Annotated in this window: 15 protein-coding genes; 9 read left to right on the top strand and 6 right to left on the bottom strand. The window is 60.6% G+C overall.

The features are described from left to right. Nucleotides 1–74: 74 nt before the first annotated feature. Nucleotides 75–539, top strand: coding sequence for a DUF1203 domain-containing protein (locus tag AC2TEL_RS04340; protein ID WP_480902114.1), 465 nt, complete (start codon nt 75–77; stop codon nt 537–539). On the opposite strand, the gene AC2TEL_RS04335 is transcribed toward AC2TEL_RS04340, so the two are convergent. Next, the gene (locus tag AC2TEL_RS04335) at nt 536–1,528 is read right to left on the bottom strand and encodes an ABC transporter ATP-binding protein (RefSeq protein WP_480902501.1); all 993 of its coding nucleotides are present in this window, start codon (nt 1,526–1,528) and stop codon (nt 536–538) included. The genes AC2TEL_RS04340 and AC2TEL_RS04335 overlap by 4 nt on opposite strands. A gap of 87 nt (nt 1,529–1,615) precedes the next feature. On the opposite strand from AC2TEL_RS04335, the gene AC2TEL_RS04330 reads away from it, so the two are divergent. Together AC2TEL_RS04330 and polA are read left to right on the top strand one after the other, a co-directional pair. Next, on the top strand, nt 1,616–1,795 hold the full coding sequence (locus AC2TEL_RS04330) for a zinc-finger domain-containing protein (RefSeq protein ID WP_480838364.1): 180 nt from the start codon (nt 1,616–1,618) through the stop codon (nt 1,793–1,795). 127 nt (nt 1,796–1,922) lie between these two features. Further along, nucleotides 1,923–4,724, top strand: a complete 2,802-nt coding sequence (polA, locus tag AC2TEL_RS04325; protein ID WP_480902112.1) for a DNA polymerase I — start codon at nt 1,923–1,925, stop codon at nt 4,722–4,724. Between the two features lie 99 nt (nt 4,725–4,823). Here the strand turns inward: polA and AC2TEL_RS04320 are convergent, their stop codons facing one another. Then, entirely contained in the window at nt 4,824–5,579 is a 756-nt protein-coding gene (locus tag AC2TEL_RS04320) for a hydroxypyruvate isomerase family protein (protein WP_480902110.1), read from the bottom strand. A gap of 125 nt (nt 5,580–5,704) precedes the next feature. Between AC2TEL_RS04320 and AC2TEL_RS04315 the strand changes: the two genes are divergently transcribed. After that, a complete protein-coding gene (locus AC2TEL_RS04315) occupies nt 5,705–6,697 on the top strand; it encodes a DMT family transporter (RefSeq protein ID WP_480902108.1) in 993 nt (330 codons plus the stop codon). On the opposite strand, the gene AC2TEL_RS04310 is transcribed toward AC2TEL_RS04315, so the two are convergent. Beyond that, on the bottom strand, nt 6,694–7,275 hold the full coding sequence (locus tag AC2TEL_RS04310) for a DUF1285 domain-containing protein (protein ID WP_480838356.1): 582 nt from the start codon (nt 7,273–7,275) through the stop codon (nt 6,694–6,696). The two genes, AC2TEL_RS04315 and AC2TEL_RS04310, sit on opposite strands and share 4 nt — an antisense overlap. Before the next feature lie 64 nt (nt 7,276–7,339). Between AC2TEL_RS04310 and AC2TEL_RS04305 the strand changes: the two genes are divergently transcribed. From AC2TEL_RS04305 to AC2TEL_RS04285, 5 genes are all read left to right on the top strand, one after another. Further along, nucleotides 7,340–8,347 carry an AAA family ATPase gene (locus tag AC2TEL_RS04305; RefSeq protein ID WP_480838354.1) on the top strand — a complete coding sequence of 336 codons (1,008 nt, stop codon included), beginning with the start codon at nt 7,340–7,342 and terminating at the stop codon, nt 8,345–8,347. Further along, nucleotides 8,344–9,219, top strand: coding sequence for a DUF58 domain-containing protein (locus AC2TEL_RS04300; RefSeq protein ID WP_480838352.1), 876 nt, complete (start codon nt 8,344–8,346; stop codon nt 9,217–9,219). Before AC2TEL_RS04305 ends, AC2TEL_RS04300 begins: the two co-directional genes overlap by 4 nt. Then, the gene (locus tag AC2TEL_RS04295; protein ID WP_480902105.1) at nt 9,216–11,978 is read left to right on the top strand and encodes a DUF4159 domain-containing protein; all 2,763 of its coding nucleotides are present in this window, start codon (nt 9,216–9,218) and stop codon (nt 11,976–11,978) included. The genes AC2TEL_RS04300 and AC2TEL_RS04295 overlap by 4 nt, the downstream gene beginning before the upstream one ends. Beyond that, entirely contained in the window at nt 11,975–14,017 is a 2,043-nt protein-coding gene (locus AC2TEL_RS04290) for a hypothetical protein (protein WP_480902104.1), read from the top strand. The genes AC2TEL_RS04295 and AC2TEL_RS04290 overlap by 4 nt, the downstream gene beginning before the upstream one ends. 66 nt (nt 14,018–14,083) lie before the next feature. After that, nucleotides 14,084–16,300 carry a response regulator gene (locus tag AC2TEL_RS04285; protein ID WP_480902102.1) on the top strand — a complete coding sequence of 739 codons (2,217 nt, stop codon included), beginning with the start codon at nt 14,084–14,086 and terminating at the stop codon, nt 16,298–16,300. Here the strand turns inward: AC2TEL_RS04285 and yaaA are convergent. From yaaA to AC2TEL_RS04270, 3 genes are all read right to left on the bottom strand, one after another. Continuing rightward, nucleotides 16,291–17,061: a peroxide stress protein YaaA gene (yaaA, locus tag AC2TEL_RS04280; RefSeq protein ID WP_480902100.1), complete on the bottom strand. Its 771-nt coding sequence runs from the start codon at nt 17,059–17,061 to the stop codon at nt 16,291–16,293. The two genes, AC2TEL_RS04285 and yaaA, sit on opposite strands and share 10 nt — an antisense overlap. 34 nt (nt 17,062–17,095) lie before the next feature. Next, the gene (gene recQ, locus AC2TEL_RS04275) at nt 17,096–19,135 is read right to left on the bottom strand and encodes a DNA helicase RecQ (RefSeq protein ID WP_480902098.1); all 2,040 of its coding nucleotides are present in this window, start codon (nt 19,133–19,135) and stop codon (nt 17,096–17,098) included. Nucleotides 19,136–19,213: 78 nt separating this feature from the next. Then, on the bottom strand, nt 19,214–19,501 hold the full coding sequence (locus tag AC2TEL_RS04270) for a YggT family protein (protein WP_480838340.1): 288 nt from the start codon (nt 19,499–19,501) through the stop codon (nt 19,214–19,216). Nucleotides 19,502–19,509 lie beyond the last annotated feature (8 nt).

The raw sequence follows: 19,509 nt of genomic DNA, 5'->3' as shown, positions 1-19,509 counted from the left end.
GCGTCATTGCGCAGGAAACGGGTCGTCCGAACTCGTGATGAAAGGCATGTTCAGGACAACGAAGGAGACCAGAGATGTTCAAGATCACTGCATTATCTACGGAAGAGGTACGCGCCCTTCAGGCAGGCAGACCGGATGCTTACGGAGTCAAACCCGAGCGTGCCATTTCGACGGGTGCAGGTAATCCCTGCCGTCATTGCCTGCAGAACATTCCAGAGGGCGAAGAGATGCTGATATTGGCATTTCGGCCTTTTTTAGAGACACAACCTTATGCCGAGACCGGGCCGATATTTCTGTGTGCCGCGCCATGTGAGCGGTACGAGGGCGCAGATCTACCCGAAATCCTGACCTCATCCCCGGACTACCTGATCAAGGGATACGGATCGGATGACCGGATCGTCTATGGCACCGGAGCAATCACTCCCACGGATCAGATCGGCGCAAAGGTCAGCGAAATCTTTGCCCGCCCGGATGTTGCCTATATCCACGTCCGGTCTGCACGGAACAACTGCTATCAGGCGCGGATCGACCGCACCTAAAGCTTGACCCGGTGAATGCCCCGGCGCGGCTGATCCTGATCATCCGCCGGCGGATCATCTTTGCGACTGGAGGTCAGCGCAAGGAACACATCCTCGAGGTCGGCCTCTTCGGTCCGGACGTCGCGGATGCGGATACCGGCAGCGCGGACGGATTCCAGAACCTGCTCGGCGGCGGTTATGGCACTGCGATATTGCAGCACCAGACTGCCATCGTCGCGCAGGGCGGACTCGACACCCTCGGTTTCAGGCAGTTTTGTGACAGGGCCATCAGGAATGATCACCATCGTGCGGCTGTCCATGCGGCCCAGCAGATTGGCAGTGCTGTCCTGCGCGATCTTTTCGCCATGGTTGATGATGGCGATCTCGTCGCACATTTCCTGTGCTTCTTCCAGATAATGCGTGGTCAGGATGATGGTCATGCCTTGTTCATTCAGCTTGCGCACATTTGTCCAGAGCATCTGGCGCAGTTCGATGTCCACGCCGGCTGTGGGTTCATCCAGCACCAGAATCTTGGGGTGGTGCACCAGAGCCTTAGCCAGCAGCAACCGACGCCGCATGCCGCCGGAGAGCGTGCGCGCATAGGCTTCGGCCTTGTCACTGAGGCCGACAAGTTCGAGAATCTCATCGCTGCGGCGCTGCGCCTTGGGCACGCCGTAAAGCCCGGCCTGCACCTCGAGCGCGCCGCGCGGGGTAAAGAACGGATCGAGATTCAATTCTTGCGGCATCACTCCGATTGCTGCGCGGGACTGGCGTGGATACTGATCCTGATCGAAACCCCAGATCGACACCTTGCCCGCTGATTTTACAACCAACCCGGCAAGAATGTTGATCAGGGTCGATTTTCCAGCTCCATTGGGCCCCAGCAGGCCAAAAACCGAGCCGCGCGGCACCGCCAGATCAATGCCTTTCAACGCATGTTTCTCAGGCTGGCCCTTGCCGCCCCGATAGGTCTTGCGCAGCCCGTCGATCCTGATTGCCGCATCGGCCATGTGGCTCTTGCCCCCGGTTTGTTCATCGCTCATAAACGCACCTAATGCATGCCCGCGAGGCCGACAACCGAAGAAGGATCGCCAGCCGTGACCATCGAAGCGCCGGAAACCAAGATCGTCGAAACCGCCCGTGTCGCCTGTGACGGCGGCGAAGGCGCATTGGGCCATCCGCGTGTCTGGTTGCAGATCCCTGAGGATACCGGCTGGGTCGAGTGTCCTTATTGTGACTGCAAGTATGTGCTGGCGGGACGCGAGGCCGAAGCCTAAACGCGTGCCGCCCGGGTCGGGCATTGAGTATTTTTGAAAAGATGAAAGTCGAGGCCGAGGTGTGGGTGGTTCTGCCGCCGCGCCCGTGGCATTAGTGTTGTCGGATGAGATCAGGAGAGGGTGCGCAATGACCACGAATTTCGGAAAAGGGTGTCATCTGCATCTGATCGACGGATCAGCGTTTATTTTTCGCGCCTATCACGCGCTTCCTCCGCTGACGCGAAAATCGGATGGGTTGCCGATCGGGGCTGTATCCGGGTTTTGCAACATGCTGCAAAAGTATGTCGAAGGTAACGCTGGGCCGGACGCACCTACCCATGTGGCGGTGATCTTCGACAAGGGGTCTCACACATTCCGCAATGACCTTTACGACCAGTACAAGGCCAACCGCGAGGCGATGCCCGAGGATCTGCGCCCGCAGATACCTCTGACGCGTGAAGCGACAAGGGCCTTCAACATCGCCTGCAAAGAATTGGAAGGTTATGAGGCGGACGACATCATTGCCACACTGGCTGTTCAGGCGCGCGAAGCCGGGGGGCGTGTGACCATCGTGAGTTCCGACAAGGACCTTATGCAACTGGTCGGCGACGGGGTCGAGATGTTGGATGCAATGAAGAACAAGCGCATCGACCGGGATGGGGTGTTCGAGAAATTCGGTGTGGGTCCCGAGCGGGTGGTCGATGTGCAGGCTCTGGCCGGGGATAGCGTGGATAACGTGCCGGGCGCGCCCGGCATCGGGGTCAAGACAGCGGCCTTGCTGATCAACGAATTTGGCGATCTGGAAACGCTGCTGGATCGGGCGGAGGAAATCAAGCAACCCAAGCGCCGCCAGACCCTGATCGACAAGCGCGACCAGATTGAGCTGTCCAAGAAACTGGTGCAATTGGATGAGAATACGCCTCTGGACTTCACGCTGGATGATCTTGAAGTGCGCGATCCCGAGCCGGGCACGCTGATGAGTTTCCTGGCCGAAATGGAGTTCCGCACCCTCACCAAGCGGATTGCCGAAAAACTGGGGGTCGAGGCGCCGGTGATTGCGGATGCACCGTTGCCTGTTGCAGAAGTGCCGGAGGCCGAAGCCCTCCCGTTTGACGCGTCGAAATACGAATGCGTGCGGGACGCAGGTGCTCTGCGGAAATGGATCGATCAGGCTTACGAGCGCGGTTGGATTGCTGTGGATACCGAGACTACCGGGCTGAACGAAATGATCGCTGATCTGGTCGGCATCTCTTTGTGCGTGGAGCCGGGCGAGGCCTGTTACATCCCGCTGGGACATCGCGATGGGGCGAGTGGCGATCTGTTCGGCTCGGATGCCTTGGCAGAGGGGCAGATGCCGTTGGATGAGGCTCTGACACTGCTTAAGCGCATGTTCGAGGATCCGTCGATCCTGAAAATCGGGCAGAACATGAAATACGACGCCAAGATTTTCAAGCGCTATGGGGTGACGGTGACCCCAATCGATGACACGATGCTGATGTCCTACGCGATGCATGGGGGTGAGCACGGGCATGGCATGGATACTTTGTCCGAGCGGTATCTGAGCCACACACCGATCCCGATCAAGCCGTTGTTGGGATCCGGCAAGTCGGCCATCACCTTTGACAAGGTACCGATCGACGAGGCCACGGCCTATGCCGCCGAGGATGCGGATATCACGCTACGCCTGTGGGAGCTGTTCAAACCGCAATTGCACCAGGTGCAGGTGACGACGGTCTATGAAACCCTCGAACGTCCTTTGGTGCCGGTTCTGGCCGAAATGGAGATGCACGGCATCAAGGTCGACCGCGATGTCCTGTCGCGCATGTCTAACGCTTTTGCGCAAAAAATGGTCGGGTTAGAGGCTGAAATCCACGAATTGGCGGGTGAAAATTTCAACGTCGGGTCGCCCGCGCAGCTGGGCGAGATCCTGTTCGACAAGATGGGTCTGGAAGGCGGCAAGAAGGGTAAGACCGGGAAATATTCTACCGGAGCAGACGTTCTTGAGGATCTGGCGACCGAACATGAGTTGCCACGCAGGGTGCTGGACTGGCGTCAACTTTCCAAGCTGAAATCGACCTATACGGATGCGTTGCAGACCCATATCAATCCGGATACGGGTCGGGTGCATACATCTTATTCGATCACCGGAGCGAACACGGGACGTCTGGCCTCGACCGATCCGAACCTGCAGAACATCCCGGTGCGCACCGAGGAAGGACGGCGCATTCGCGAGGCGTTCATTGCCGAGCCGGGGAACGTGCTGGTCAGCCTGGACTACAGTCAGATCGAGCTGCGTATTCTTGCGCATATCGCTGATATTTCGGCTCTAAAACAGGCTTTCGCGGATGGGTTGGACATTCACGCCATGACCGCGTCCGAGATGTTCGATGTGCCGCTGGACGAGATGACGCCGGATATCCGTCGGCAGGCCAAGGCGATCAACTTTGGTGTGATCTATGGCATCTCGGGCTTTGGACTGGCGCGCAACCTGCGCATTCCAAGGGCCGAGGCGCAGGGGTTCATCGACCGCTATTTCGAACGCTTTCCGGGCATTCGCCGCTATATGGACGACACTGTCGCGTTCGCTAAAGAAAATGGCTATGTGCAGACTCTGTTTGGGCGCAAAATCCATACGCCTGAGATCAATGCGAAGGGACCGCATGCCGGCTTTTCGCGCCGGGCAGCAATCAACGCGCCGATTCAGGGTACCGCGGCGGATGTGATCCGGCGCGCGATGGTGCGGATGCCGAGTGCTATCGCCGACCTGCCCGCAAAAATGCTGCTGCAGGTGCATGACGAACTGCTGTTCGAAGTGGCCGAAGACGCTGTGGATCATGTGATCAAGGTGGCGCGGGACGTGATGGAGGGCGCATCTGATCCCGCCGTAGAGCTGGACGTGAAGCTGGTGGTTGACGCAGGACAGGGCGCCAATTGGGCCGAGGCGCACTGAGTTCGGGCAAAGGAACGCGCGGCTCATCAGGCCCGGCGGGCCATCTTTGCAGCGGGTCAAGCCTGCGGCCTGACCGGGCACACCGCAGCGAAGACGATATTATTGCCGCATCCAATGCAGACTGGCGAGGGTTTGAGTTGTCGACGGTGTGTATTCAGCACTGACCCAGCCGGAGTATCCGCTAGCGTCCATTGCAGTGAACAGGGCCGGGAAATCCGTTGCACCGCGCCCCGGTTCCGATCTGTCCGGCGCGGCCCCGATCTGGGCATGTGAAATACGGTCCCGATACCTCTCCCACACGGCAATTGCATCGCCGTGAATCATATGTGCGTGAAAACTATCGAATTGCAGGGCGACATTCGGACGGTTCACGCGATCCAGAACTTCGGCAGCCAGTGCGTAGTCATTCAGAAAGTAATCCGGTTGGGAGACCGGATTCAGGGGTTCGATTGTGAAGCTCTGCTGTGGCGCGAGATCTGCGGCCCATTGCAGGTTTTGTACAAAGCAATCCAGCGCCTGAGACCCTGATGAGTATCCCGACATGATATGGATCAGGCCGGGCCGCAGCACCTCGGCATACCGCAGGACGCGTTTGATATCTGACTGAAAGCGCGCCTCACCGCCCGGAACTGCGGCATAACCGGGCGCCCCGCCTGTGTAGTTGGGCGGTGGCGCGTTGATCAAAACAAGCTCCAGCCCGTTGGCCAGCAGCGCCCGGTGGGTTTCCTTGGCGGCCAGTTCGTAGGGAAACAGGATCTCGACCGCATCGAACCCGGCCTGTGCTGCGGCCTCGAACCGCTCGAGGTAAGGAAGCTCGGAAAACAGGAGAGAAATATTGGCGGCAAACCGGGGCATGGGCAGTCTCGAGTGGCAGGCGCGGCAACCTTAGCGGCCGGATGTGATCGCCGAAAGGGACTGAAAACGACAGATTGTCGAAAATCGACCAGAACCCACCTGCCATTTCAGAAATCGTAAGCCCATTGCGGCGAATCAATTACCTGACGCCGTGTCGGAAAAAAGGTCTGAATGCGATGGCGATGAGCCCGGAGCCCGTTCGCGGGAACACCCTTGTTGCGTCTGATGGTCGGCAATCGGCATTGTCCGGCAATTCACTGGCCGTCGCCTCTATGCTGACGTGGGCTGCCGGGTTTCCGGCGGCTGAGATATTGCTGCAGACCTGGCCGCCCGTGGCTTTGCTGACCGCTCGACTGGCACTGGCGGTTCTTTTCCTGATCCCGGTTTGGGTGCTGATTGACGGGCCGGATCGCGTTCTGCGTGCCCGATGGGGGCATGCGCTGTTCGTAGGTGGGTTTGGCCTGGGTACGGGCATGTTTCTGCTGATTCTGGCGCAGAAACTGACCGACCCGGTGACCGTGGCCATTATCGCCTCTTGTGCGCCCCTCACAGCAACCTTGCTGGAGCTTGCTGCAGGCACAAGACGTCTGAAATGGAACTTCGCCATCGGTGTTCTGGTTTCCATTGTGGGCGGCTTGGTCGCCACCAGTGCCATGGCCCCCGCGCAGCTTGGGTTGGGTGCGGCTTGCGCGGTACTTTCAACGGGTCTGTTCTGCTGGGCCAGTCAGGCGACGGCGCGGGATTTTCCCGAATTGAGTCAGACCGGGCGCGCCACGATCATATTCGCCGGTGGGCTGGTCATGGCGGCTATCCTGATGTTCGCCTCACACCAGTTGGGCATGGATATCATGCCCAAAGCCGCAATTGATTCCGAGCAGATGGGGATGTTGGCGATCTATGCGCTGATTTCGATGGGAATCAGCCAGATACTGTTCGTCGGGTCGATTTCCAGATTGGGTGTCGCGCTCGCGTCATTTCACATCAACATCGCGCCGTTCTACGTGATGGTGATCATGGTCATGCTGGGGGACGAGTGGAACTGGACCCGCGCGCTGGGGGCCGGCATCGTGGCATGTGCCGTCATTCTGGCGCAGGATCGCAAGCCACGGCTGTCTTAATCCTCTGCCAGACTGTCCGACGTCGTGAGCGGGAAGAACTGGCCGCCAGACCAGACACCGAACCAGTTTTCGTGATGGATTCCAATGTCCACCAGGCGATAGAAGCTTTTGCGATCGATGCGGGCCTCAAGGTTTGCGCGGATCAATACATAGGGTGATGGCTCGTCTGTTTCCGTATCGAATTCAATTCTGATCGGGTGATCCGGGCTGGCCGTCGCCGTATCCCCGACCTGGGTTGTAAAGGTCAGCATCTGGTTCTCGCCTTCCCCTGCACGATCGACATCCACAGCGACAAACGGTGCGTCCTCGACGGTGATTCCCACCTTTTCGACCGGCGTCACGAGGTAAAACCGGTCACCTTCTTTCTTAAGAATTGAGGAAAATAGCTTCACAAGCTCGAACCGGTTGATGGGCGACCCTAAATAACTCCAGGTCCCATCTTTTGCGATCCGGATGTCCAGATCGCCACAAAACGGAGGATTCCACAGGTGAACAGGCGGTAAACCCCGCGTTTTCGCCGCTTTGACTGATGCCGCCAAACCATCAGGCGAAGGTGTAACAGGTTTTTGTCCGCTCATTGCTTTTGCCATTTCCTCTCAGCGCGATACACTTCAATCATAATAGTCCACGGAAGGGAAAGTCATGACCGAACCCGCCGACCTCGTAGCCGAGATCGAAGCGCTGGAAAACAAGCTGCAAGACGCCAAATCATCGATCACGCGCCGTTTTATCGGGCAAGAGAGGGTCGTGGATCTGACGTTGACGGCCTTGTTGTGTGGCGGTCACGCATTGTTGATCGGACTTCCGGGGCTGGGCAAGACCCGCCTGGTCGAGACGCTGTCGACCGTGATGGGTCTGCATGGCAACCGAATCCAGTTCACGCCTGACCTGATGCCGGCCGATATTCTGGGGTCCGAAGTGCTGGACACTGCCGAGGATGGCAGCCGCCACTTCCGGTTCATCTCTGGTCCGATTTTCTGCCAGCTGCTGATGGCCGATGAAATCAACCGCGCCAGTCCAAGGACTCAGTCGGCGCTGCTGCAGGCAATGCAGGAGCGTACGGTGACCGTCGCGGGTGAAGATCGTTCGCTGGGCGTACCGTTCCACGTGCTGGCCACGCAGAACCCGATTGAACAAGAGGGGACCTACCCGCTGCCCGAAGCCCAGCTGGACCGGTTTTTGGTGCAGATCGATGTGGATTATCCCGACCGCCAGACCGAACGCGACATCCTGCTGGCCACGACCGGGGTCGAAGAGGAAGAGGCCAGCCAGATATTCACCAAGGACGAACTGCTGGCCGCGCAGGTTCTGTTGCGCCGGATGCCTGTTGGTGACTCGGTCGTTGAACTGATCCTTGATCTGGTGCGCGCCTTCCGCCCGGAAGAACCGGGCGTATCTGACCGCGTGGCGGAAACCGTGGCCTGGGGCCCGGGCCCTCGCGCGGCACAGGCGCTGATGATGACGGTACGGGCCCGTGCGATGTTGCAAGGCCGTCTGGCGCCCAACGCCGAAGATGTGCTGGACATGGCGCGCCCGGTGCTTAGCCATCGTATGGCGCTGAACTTTGCCGCGCGCGCGCGCGGTGACAGTCTGGCTGATCTGATCGAAACCACAGCGCTCGGACTGACCCGGACCGAGGCCGCGGCGTGAATGCCGCGCTGACCCTTCGCGAACGATCCGAGGCCGAGGCGTCCCGGCTGCCACCGCTATTGGCGCGAGCCGAACACCTGGCAGGCACCGTTCTGCTGGGCGACCATGGGCGCAGGCGCTCGGGGTTGGGCGATGATTTCTGGCAATACCGCCCCGCGCAGGTCGGCGACAGTCGCCGGTTGATCGATCACCGGCGCTCGGCACGCGGGGATCAGCAATTTGTCCGGGAACGGGAATGGCAGATTGCCCAATCCATCATGCTGTGGGTCGATCAGGGTGCGTCGATGCGGTTTGCATCGGACAAGGCTTTGCCAGCCAAGGCTGACCGCGCGCGTCTGTTGGGACTGTCGACTGCCATACTTCTGGTGCGCGGGGGCGAACGCGTTGGCCTGACGGGCACCACGCTGCCACCCCGGCGCGGCAATGCGCAGATCATCCGACTGGCAGAAGCGTGGTCCGAGGATGTAGTGACGGACTATGCGCCACCAGAGCACCGCGCGATGATTCCGCACGCGCGGGCTGTGTTCATCTCCGATTTTCTGGGGCCTCTGGACGAAGTTGAACTGGCCTTGACGAAATCTGCCGACCGAGGGGTACGCGGTGTTCTGCTTCAGGTCCTCGATCCGAGCGAAGAGGCGTTTCCCTATCGCGGCCGAACCATATTCGAAAGTGTTGGCGGTACCGTCCGTCACGAAACCCTCAAGGCCGGTGACCTGCGCGAGCGATACCTGGACCGGCTGGCAGAGCGGAAGGACGCGTTGGCGCAACTGTGCCGTTCGACCGGCTGGCAACTGGGCCTGCATCACACCGGAGAAAGCGCGCAATCGGCTCTGTTGTGGCTCTATCGCGCGCTGGATGGAGGTGCATTGTGACGGTTTTGGCGGGTATCGGTTTTACCGCCCCTTGGGTATTGCTGGGTCTTCTGACCCTGCCGATCCTGTGGCTGATCCTTCGCGCAGTGCCGCCAGCGCCAATCCGCCGCCTGTTCCCGGCCGTCACTTTGATGCTGGGCCTGAAAGACGACGAGAGCGTTTCTGACCGAACGCCCTGGTGGCTGTTGCTGCTGCGCATGCTGGCGGCGGCGGCGATCATCATCGGTCTGGCCGGCCCGGTTCTGAACCCTGCGCGCGACGAGACCGGTTCAGGACCTCTTTTGTTGGTTCTGGACGCCAGCTGGGCGGGCGCGACGCGCTGGGCCTCGACTTTGGACCAGATCGATACGCAATTGACCGAGGCAGGCCGGGCGGGGCGCCCGGTATCGATCCTGCGCCTGACAGAGCCGGAAACGCCGATCTTCCAGTCGGCCGAAGCCTGGCGCGGTCGCTTGCCCGGTCTGACACCGATGCCATGGCAGCCGACCGAAGCGCAGATTTCGGCCGCGATTGCAGCACTGGACGAAGTTTCCGGCGAATTCGATACACATTGGTTCAGTGACCGCCTGTCCTATGAAGGGCATGACCGGTTGCTTTCGGCATTACAATCACGGGGAGCGGTCACGGCCTATTTGTCTCCGTCTCAGGTGGTCGCGGTCGCTCCGGCTGCCTATCAGGACGGGTCGATCTTACTGACCGCGCTGCGGGCTGATACAACCGGGCCGGTTTCCATCACTTTGCTGGCGCAAGGACGCGATCCGGCAGGCGCCATGCGGGTTCTGCATTCGGCGGAAATGCAGTTCGAAAGCGGCTCTGATCAGGCGCAGACCGAGTTGGCACTGCCTTCCGAGCTGCGCGCCCGGATTACCCGGTTCGAGATACAGGGCCAACGGTCTGCCGGTGCCGTTACCCTGATCGACGACAGCCTGCGCCGCCGCGAGGTCGCGCTGATTGCTGGGACGCTCAACCGTGAAGGGTTGGAGCTGCTGTCTCCGTTACACTATCTGACGCAGGTCCTGATCCCGACTGCCGATTTTGTCGACGGTGGTTTGTTGGAGGTTCTGCCCGCCAATCCGGACGTGATCGTACTGGCGGATGTGGCCAAACTGTCCGACACCGAACAGTCAGAGCTGGTCGAATGGGTTGAACAGGGCGGTTTGTTGCTGCGCTTTGCCGGGCCTCGCATGGCTGCCAGCGACCTTGGCCGGGACGAGGAGGATATCTTGCTGCCGGTTCGATTGCGCAGCGGTGGACGGTCGGTTGGTGGCGCGATGAGCTGGGGCGAGGCCAAGGGATTGGCGCCTTTCCCGGAAAGCTCTCCGTTTTATGGGCTGAAGGTGCCCGAAGACGTGACCGTGACCACTCAGGTCATGGCGCAACCGGATCCCAACCTTGCGGACAGGGTGGTTGCGTCCTTGTCCGATGGCACGCCTCTGGTGACGCGCAAGTCGTTGGGGCTGGGTCAGGTGGTTCTGTTCCATGTCACCGCGGATGCGGAATGGTCCAGTCTGCCGTTGTCAGGTTTGTTCGTCGAGATGCTCGACCGGCTTGCTGTCGCTTCGGCCGCCAAGTCGCGGCAGGTGGAACAACTGGAAGGCACCACGTGGGAGCCGATCCAGATTCTCGATGGATTCGGAGCCCTGTCGGAAGCCGGGAATTTGCCCGGAGTGGACGGGGTCGAACTGGTCTCTGACGACATTGGCCCTGAACTGCGTCCCGGCCTTTATGAAAGCGGCAAACAGAAACTGGCGCTGAATGTTTTGTCGGATGGTTCTGTTCTGAACCCGATCGTCTGGCCTCAGGACATTCCGATCAAAGGGCAGGAAGTCAGTGCCGAAACGCCCATCGGAGGGCTGCTGCTGAGTCTGGCCCTGATCCTGCTGACCGTGGATGTGATCGCTTCGCTGTCTCTGTCGGGTCGTTTGGGTCTGGCGCGCGCGGCAGTCATTGGGCTGGGGGTTTTGATGGCGGTGCCCCAGGCCCAGGCGCAAACGCCCGAGGAAACTGAATTTGCGCTGGATGCCACTCAGGAACTGGTTCTTGCACATGTGCTGACGGGCGATACACAGGTGGACGACATCGCGCTGGCCGGAATGCGCGGGCTGGTTCAGACGCTCTATTATCGCACCTCCGTCGAACCGGCGGAGCCGATTGGCGTCGATCTGGAACGTGACGAGCTGGCTTTTTTCCCGCTGCTCTACTGGCCCATCACCTCGGATCAGCCACAACCCTCGGCCGAGGCCTATGCAAAGCTGAACGCATATTTACGCTCGGGTGGGATGATCCTGTTTGACACGCGTGACGCGAATATCGCTGGATTTGGGGCATCCAGTGCAAATGGCCGTAAACTGCAACAATTGGCGGCCCCGCTGAATATCCCGTCGTTAGAACCTGTTCCCCGCGACCACGTTTTGACCCGCGCGTTCTATCTGCTGCAGGATTTCCCCGGCCGCTATGCCGGTGCCGAGGTCTGGGTCGAAGCGGCCCCGCTGGATGCGGAACAGATCGAAGGGATGCCTTTCCGAAACCTGAACGACAATGTCACGCCGGTGGTCATAGGCGGTAACGACTGGGCCGGGGCCTGGGCCGTCGATCGCAATGGGCAGGCGCTGTTGCCGGTCGGCCGAGGCTATGCGGGCGAGCGCCAACGTGAGTTGGCCCACCGCTTTGGCGTCAATCTGGTGATGCATGTTCTGACCGGTAATTACAAATCCGATCAGGTCCACGTGCCCGCCCTTTTGGACAGGTTGGGACAATGACCGGAACCGTAATATTTGACCCATTGGTTCCCTGGCCGATCCTGGCGCTCGTGGCCACGACTGGCCTGGGCGGAGTTATCCTGGCCCTGTGGCGCGGCCTTTCGGGCTGGGCGTTGCGTGGGCTGGCGGCTCTGGTTGTGATCGCGGCCCTGTCGGGCCCGGTTTATCAAATCGAAGACCGCGCGCCGCTGACGGACATCGTTTTGATGATCGAGGATGAAAGCGCCAGTCAGGCGCTATCGGACCGTGCCGAGCAGACGGCACAAGCCGCCGGGGAACTGGCAGCCGAGATCGAAAACCGTGAAAACACCGAACTGCGCCGAATCCGCGTCGGCGACGGGGACGGCGACGAAGGCACGCAAATCATGGCCGCCCTGAATGCCGCCCTGGCCGAGGAACCGCGGGCGCGCATTGCCGGGATCCTTGTGGTCTCGGATGGCATCGTCCACGATGTTGATCAGGCCCCGGACCTACCCGCGCCCATGCATCTGTTGCAGACGGGGCGCGCTGATGACTGGGATCGTCGTTTGATCGTTCGCAACGCTCCAGCCTTTGCCATCATCGGCGAACCGGTAACCCTGACATTGCGGGTCGAAGACAGCGGTGCCGTGCCACCCGGCGCCGTCACCGCACCGCTGGAAATCTCGGTTGACGGTGGCGAACCTGAAAGCTTTGCCATGCCCATCGGGCTCGACGTCGACGTGCCGATTACGCTGCCGCATGGCGGACGCAACGTCATCCAGTTCACCGTGCCCCGGGCCGAGGGTGAGCTGACCGATCGCAACAACACAGCGCTGATCCAGATCAACGGCGTGCGCGACCGGCTACGTGTTCTGCTGGTTTCGGGTGAGCCGCATCCGGGCGGGCGCACCTGGCGCAACCTGCTGAAATCCGACAGCTCGGTTGATCTGGTGCATTTCACCATCTTGCGCCCCCCCGAAAAACAGGATGGCGTGCCGGTGGATGAGCTGTCGCTGATCGCCTTCCCGACGCGCGAGTTGTTTCTGGAAAAGATCAACGATTTTGATCTGATCATCTTCGACCGCTACAAAAGGCGGGGCATTTTACCGGCGATCTATCTGGACAACGTCACCAACTATATCAACGACGGTGGCGCGGTGCTGATTGCCGCTGGCCCGGATTTTGCATCGGCAGACAGTATATTTCGGTCGCCGCTGGCACCGCTGCTGCCGGCGCAACCCACCGCGCGGGTCATCGAGGAACGATATGTTCCCATGGTCTCGGAGCTGGGCCAACGTCACCCTGTGACCACAGATCTGGGCGATGCAGACAGCTGGGGCGCGTGGTTGCGCCAGATCGATGTGAACCACCGCACAGGCGAAGTGTTGATGACGGGCGTGGATGAGCGGCCTCTGCTGGTTCTGGACCGCGTCGGCGACGGGCGCGTGGCGCTGCTGGCTTCGGACCATGCGTGGCTGTGGAGTCGCGGGTTCGAAGGCGGCGGCCCGCAGCTTGAGCTGTTGCGCAGGCTGGCCCACTGGATGATGAAAGAACCCGAGCTTGAGGAAGAAGCGCTTTGGGCCGAGGCCACCGGTCAATCCATGCGCATCATTCGCCAAACCCTGAGCGATGAGGTTGGTTCGGTGACTGTGACCCGTCCCAACGGCGAAACCCTACAGGTCGAGCTGCAAGAGGTTCTGCCGGGACGGTTCGAAGCACAGTATTTCGGTCCCGAGATTGGCCTTTACCGCCTGCAGGAAGGCGACCATTCCGCAGTGATCGGCCTTGGTCCCGCAGCCCCCAAGGAGTTTGAACGCACAATTGCCACCGACGAGGTTTTGGATCCGGTTTTGGCCAGCCTGCGCGGCGGTGCGATCCGCGTTGAGGATGGCTTGCCCGTGATCCGGAACGTGCGCGCCGGGCGGCCGGCTGCCGGGCGTGGCTGGATTGGGCTGACACCGCGAAACGCGTATGAGACCCGCGATGTCACACAGGCCGGGCTGTTGCCACCGTGGCTGGTTCTGCTTCTTGCCGGTGGGTTCCTGCTGGCCGGTTGGCTGCGAGAGGGACGGCACTAGCCAGCTTAAGCACTTTTTCATCGTCTGCCGGGATGCTGTACGCAAACTGTCCCGGAAGGTTCAACGATGAGTCTTGCAGAAAAACTGGCCCAGGAAAGGCGCGCGCGTCTGGCGGCCGAGCGGTTGTTACACCTCAAACAGGCGGAACTGTCAGCCGCGAACCGCAAACTGGGCCGCCACGCCATCGCGCTGACCCGCCAGATTGGCGAAACTCAGGCCGAGGTCGAAACAGTCCGCGACGAAAATGAAAAGGTCAAATCCGACCTGACCGTCGCAAATGCCAAAATCGAACTGGCCGAGCGGCGGCTGTGGCATTCGATCCAGACCATTCAGGACGGCTTTGCCTTTTTTGACGGAAATAGCCAGTTGATCAGTGCCAACACGGCGTATCTGAGTGTGTTCGAAGGGTTGGACGAAGTGGTCCCCGGAATCGACTATCGCCGCATTCTTGAAGTGCTGACGGATGAGGGCATCGTCGATATCGGGGCCGAGCCGGTTGCAGAATGGCGCGAACGCATGCTTGCGCGCTGGTCCGGTGCCAACCCCGAACCGGTCGTGATCCAGCTGTGGAACGGCCAGTACATCCGGTTGATCGACCAACGCGGATACGGCGGGGATGTAGTAAGCTTGGCGCTGAACATCACTGCATCGGTCCGGCATGAAGCTGAACTGCATGCGGCACGCGAACGGGCCGAGGCCGCCAACCGGGCGAAATCCGCTTTTCTGGCCAATATGAGCCATGAGATTCGCACTCCGATGAACGGGATCGTCGGTATGACGGAGTTGCTGACCGAAACGCCCTTGGACGAAGAGCAGCGGCTTTATGTCAACACCATCCGCAACTCGGGCGAGGCGCTGTTGGTCATCATCAATGACGTGCTGGATTATTCGAAGATCGAGGCCGACAAGCTGACCCTGCACCCCGAACGGTTCGATCTGGAACGTTGCATCCTCGAGGTGGCGATGCTGCTGCAACCCAGCGTGCGCGACAAGGGCCTGACCCTGCTGGTGGATTACGACCTGTTCCTGCCCACACTGTTCGTTGGCGATCCCGGTCGCATACGCCAGATCATGACCAACCTTGTGGGCAACGCAGTCAAATTCACCACCAACGGGCATGTACTGATCCGTGTCACCGGGGTGCCGGATACAGAGGCGCAGCGCTGCGACATTCACGTGGCGATCGAGGATTCCGGTATCGGCATCGAACCCGAGAAGATGGGGCATATTTTCGGCGAATTCAATCAGGTCGAGGATGAGAGGAACCGCCAGTTTGAAGGGACGGGGTTGGGGCTGCCCATCACCAATCGTCTGATCACGATGATGGGCGGCAAGGTCTGGGTCGAAAGCGAAGTGGGCAGGGGCTCATGTTTTGGTTTCCGTATCTCGCTGCCCACCGCCGAGGGACCGCAACCCGCCCCGCCCGACCTGGACGGGCGTTTGCAGCATGTGCTGGTCGTCGAAGATCTGGCCGTGAATTGCGCGATCCTGACCAAGCAATTGGGGCGGTTGGGGTCTCGCGTCACCGTCTGCAATACCGGCGGCGAGGCGCTGAAGGCGGTTGACGGATCGGTTGACCTGGTTCTCTGCGATCAGGACCTGCCGGATATGGATGGTCTGGAACTGGCCACCACTCTGCGAGAGCGGGGCTGGGGCGATCTGCCGATCGTCGTGATGTCCGCCAATCCGGGCGTAATTCATGCCGACCCTGCCCATCGCCTGATCGAAGGGGTGCTGCAGAAACCCATCCCGAGGGCCGAGTTGTATTCCCGGCTGATGGCCCTTGGCGCGCCTGTTTTCACTCCGAAGGACCATACGAAGCCCGACGAAGACATAGTGGGTTCTGCGCAAAAACCCCAAGGTCAGAGACTGATGCGGGTCTTGGCCGCCGAGGACAACCGGACCAATCAACTGATCCTGAAAAAGATGACCAAGAATCTGAACATCGATCTGCAATTCGTGGCCAATGGGATTGAGGCGGTCGAAGCCTATGCCGAATTCGACCCCGACCTGATCTTCATGGATATCTCAATGCCAAAAATGGACGGTAAAGAAGCAACTGCCGAGATCAGGCGGCGCGAAATCGGAACGCCGCGCCGGGTGCCCATCATCGCCCTGACTGCACATGCCATGGCGGGGGACGATCAGGGTATTCTGGCGGCAGGGCTGGACCACTACCTGACCAAACCCCTGCACAAAAACCTGATCCTGCAAACAATCATGGACCACTGTCCGTCTGAGGCGCAGCCGCCCGCCCCCAAGCCGGATTGCGATCAGGCCTGATAGGGTCGCACGAAAACGGGTTTGTCTTCCGAAGACAGCTCGGGGCGGTACTCATAACCGCCGGTGTCAAAATCCTTGAGTCCGGCAGGATCGGTCAGCCGATGCTGAACGACATATCGCGCCATCGCTCCGCGCGCCTTCTTGGCAAAGAAACTGACGATCTTTGGGGTGCCACCTTTGTCTTCCATGAAAACCGGTGTGATAACGCGAAGCTTCAGGGCATTCAGGTCGACAGCCCCGAAGTATTCCTGGCTGGCGCAGTTGACCAGAACCTGAGTCCCGATCTCGTCTGCCTGTTTGTTCAGAGCTTTGCTCAGTTGATCACGCCAATACTCGTACAGGTTCCTGCCGCGCCGGGTCTTCAGCCTGCTGCCCATCTCAAGCCGGTAGGCCTGAATGGCATCCAGCGGGCGCAACACGCCGTACAGCCCGGACAGAATGCGCAGGTGGTCTTGCGCCCAGGCCATTTCATCGACGTCAAGAGAGGCTGCTTCAAGCCCCTGATAAGTGTCCCCGGCAAAGGCCAGCGCGGCCGGTCGGGTCACATCCGCGCAAGGTGCATCGGAAAAGGCGCGATAGCGGTCACGATTCAAGCGTGCCAGATCATCGCTGAGATCCATCAACTTTTTCAGATTGCCCAGCGTCAGGTTGCGGGCGGTTTTTGACAGCCTGATCGCGTCATCCTGAAAGTCGGGCTGCGTAACTTCGACGTCCCGCTCTGCCCAATCCAGCCGCTTGGCCGGGGAAATCACTACCAGCATATCCGCCCCTTATCCTTGCCTGTCCCGAGCGTATCTAGCCCGCCCGGCGCAGCACGTCCAGAAATGCGGCGCCAAATCTTTCGTGACGGCGGTCGCCCAAAACCTGCTCCATGCCGCGCGGGTCGTCGGGCCGCAGCTGCGCCACTTTGGCCAGTTGTGAGGCAGAGCAGGTCAGCGGCTTGTCGATCCCTTCCGGTCCACGTGACAACCTTGTTTGAACTTCAAGCAACCGGTCGTAGATATCGCCCTGATCGCGCCCGGCCAGTTTACGCCGCGCCGGATGCAGTTCCTCGACCGCACCGGTCAGGACTTCAAGGAACATTGCCCCATAACGCTCCAGTTTTTTCGCGCCCACGCCGCTGATCCGGGCCATGTCGTCCAGTGTTGTCGGGCGCGTTTCGGCCATCTCGATCAGGGTCCGGTCGGGGAAAATGACATAGGCCGGGACGCGCGCGGCCTCAGCCAGTGCGCGGCGCTTGGCCTTGAGCGCGGACAGCAGCGGTGCATCTTCTTCGGACACCATCATCTTGACCGCGGGCCGCCTGTTCGCCTTGCGGATCGTGTCCTTGCGCAGATTGATCTGAGCCTCTCCCTTCAGGATCGGTTTTGCGGCCTCGGTCATGCGCAGGGCGCCGTGGCGTTCCGGGTCCGGTCGCACCAGATCGTGGCCCATCATCTGCCGGAAGATCGCCTGCCACTGCGGGCGCGACCACTCTGTGCCGATGCCCCAGGTAGAGAGGTTATCGTGACGCCGCGCACGGGCCTTGTCGGTTTCATTGCCCAACAGGATGTCGATCAGATGCCCGGCACCGAACCACTCCTCGGTGCGCAGGATGGCGGACAGGGCCATACGAACCGGCGTGGTGCCATCGAACACCTCGGGCGGGCTGTCGCAGAGATCGCATTTGCCGCACGGCGCGGCCTGTTCTCCGAAATAACCCAGCAGTGTTTGGCGGCGGCATTCCAGCGCCTCGGCCAGACCCAGCAAAGCGTTCAGGCGCGCGTGATCGGCCATGCGGCGTTCGCTCGGGGCCAAGCCTTCGTCGATCTGCGAGCGGCGCAGGCGAATATCGTCGGGGCCGAACAGGGTCAGGGTTTCCGCCGGGCCCCCATCTCGCCCGGCGCGTCCGATCTCCTGATAATAGGCTTCGATCGATTTGGGCAGGTCCGCATGGGCGACCCAGCGGATATCCGGTTTGTCTATCCCCATGCCGAAGGCCACGGTAGCGACGACGATCAGCCCATCCTCGCGCGCGAAACGGGTCTCGACGACGCGACGGTCCTCGGCCTCCATCCCGCCGTGATAGTGGCAGGCCGAGTGCCCCTCGGCGCGCAGGGCTTGGGCCAGCACCTCGGTCTTGTTGCGGGTGCCGCAATAGACGATGCCTGACTGGCCCTTGCGGGCTTCGGCGAAGTCGAGGATCTGTTTGCGGGGACCGTCCTTTGCGGCAAAGGCGAGGTGGATGTTAGGCCGGTCAAACCCGCGTAGGAATTTGCGGGGGACGCTGCCGTCGAACAGCTTCTCGACAATCTCATCCTGCGTTTCCGCGTCGGCGGTGGCGGTGAAAGCGGCCAGCGGTACCTTCAGCGCCCGCCTTAACTCTCCGATCCGCAGGTAATCGGGGCGGAAATCATGTCCCCACTGGCTGACGCAATGGGCCTCGTCCACGGCGATCAGGCTGACATTGATCCGGCGGAGCATTCCCATCGCCGATCCGGCCGCCAAACGTTCCGGCGCCATGTAGAGCAACTTCAGCCGCCCGGCCTCCAGCGCCTGCCACACCGCATCGGTTTCTTCGGGTGTGTTGCCGGATGTCAGCGCCCCGGCCTCGACACCTGCCTCCTGCAAGCCGCGCACCTGATCGCGCATCAGGGCGATCAGCGGAGAGATCACCACCGTCACGCCGTCGCGCATCAGTGCAGGCAATTGGAAACACAGGGATTTACCGCCGCCGGTTGGCATGATGGCCAGCACGTTTTCGCCCAGCGTGACGGCATCGACAATCTCTTCCTGCCCGGGTCGGAAGGCGTCGAATCCAAAGACATCTCGCAGCATCGGTGCGGCGTCGAACATGTGCGGGGTGGCCCTGTTTTAAGGTTTATCTGCTCTTAAGACAGGACAATCACATACTAAGATTCGGTGAACAAGAGGTCAGACGAAATAGACCGCATTGTTGATCAGGATGATCCGCAGCGCATAGACCCCGACCAACACCACCAGCGGGGTCAGGTCAAGCCCGCCCATATTGGGAAGAATGCGCCGGATCGGGGCATAGATCGGCTCCAGAATACGGTTCAGGCCGTACCAGATCTGCGCCACCAGTTGTTGGTGCAGGTTCAATACCTGAAAATTGATCAGCCAGCTCATGATCACGTGGACGAGGATGATGAACCAGACAATGTCCAGGATCAGCAGCAGGATTTGGATCAGCGACAGCATGGGCACTC

It is taken from the genome of Ruegeria sp. HKCCD9138 (assembly GCF_057220975.1).
The sequence above is the reverse complement of the archived record's forward strand: the minus strand, read 5'-3'. Positions and strand labels throughout refer to the sequence as shown.

Coding starts and splice junctions, on each gene's coding strand:
- AC2TEL_RS04270 (WP_480838340.1), bottom strand. CDS start 19,501: ATGCTGTCGCTGATCCAAATCCTGCTGCTGATCCTGGACATTGTCTGG.
- polA (WP_480902112.1), top strand. CDS start 1,923: ATGACCACGAATTTCGGAAAAGGGTGTCATCTGCATCTGATCGACGGA.
- AC2TEL_RS04335 (WP_480902501.1), bottom strand. CDS start 1,528: ATGGCCGATGCGGCAATCAGGATCGACGGGCTGCGCAAGACCTATCGG.
- recQ (WP_480902098.1), bottom strand. CDS start 19,135: ATGTTCGACGCCGCACCGATGCTGCGAGATGTCTTTGGATTCGACGCC.
- AC2TEL_RS04290 (WP_480902104.1), top strand. CDS start 11,975: ATGACCGGAACCGTAATATTTGACCCATTGGTTCCCTGGCCGATCCTG.
- AC2TEL_RS04320 (WP_480902110.1), bottom strand. CDS start 5,579: ATGCCCCGGTTTGCCGCCAATATTTCTCTCCTGTTTTCCGAGCTTCCT.
- AC2TEL_RS04310 (WP_480838356.1), bottom strand. CDS start 7,275: ATGAGCGGACAAAAACCTGTTACACCTTCGCCTGATGGTTTGGCGGCA.
- AC2TEL_RS04340 (WP_480902114.1), top strand. CDS start 75: ATGTTCAAGATCACTGCATTATCTACGGAAGAGGTACGCGCCCTTCAG.
- AC2TEL_RS04285 (WP_480902102.1), top strand. CDS start 14,084: ATGAGTCTTGCAGAAAAACTGGCCCAGGAAAGGCGCGCGCGTCTGGCG.
- yaaA (WP_480902100.1), bottom strand. CDS start 17,061: ATGCTGGTAGTGATTTCCCCGGCCAAGCGGCTGGATTGGGCAGAGCGG.
- AC2TEL_RS04305 (WP_480838354.1), top strand. CDS start 7,340: ATGACCGAACCCGCCGACCTCGTAGCCGAGATCGAAGCGCTGGAAAAC.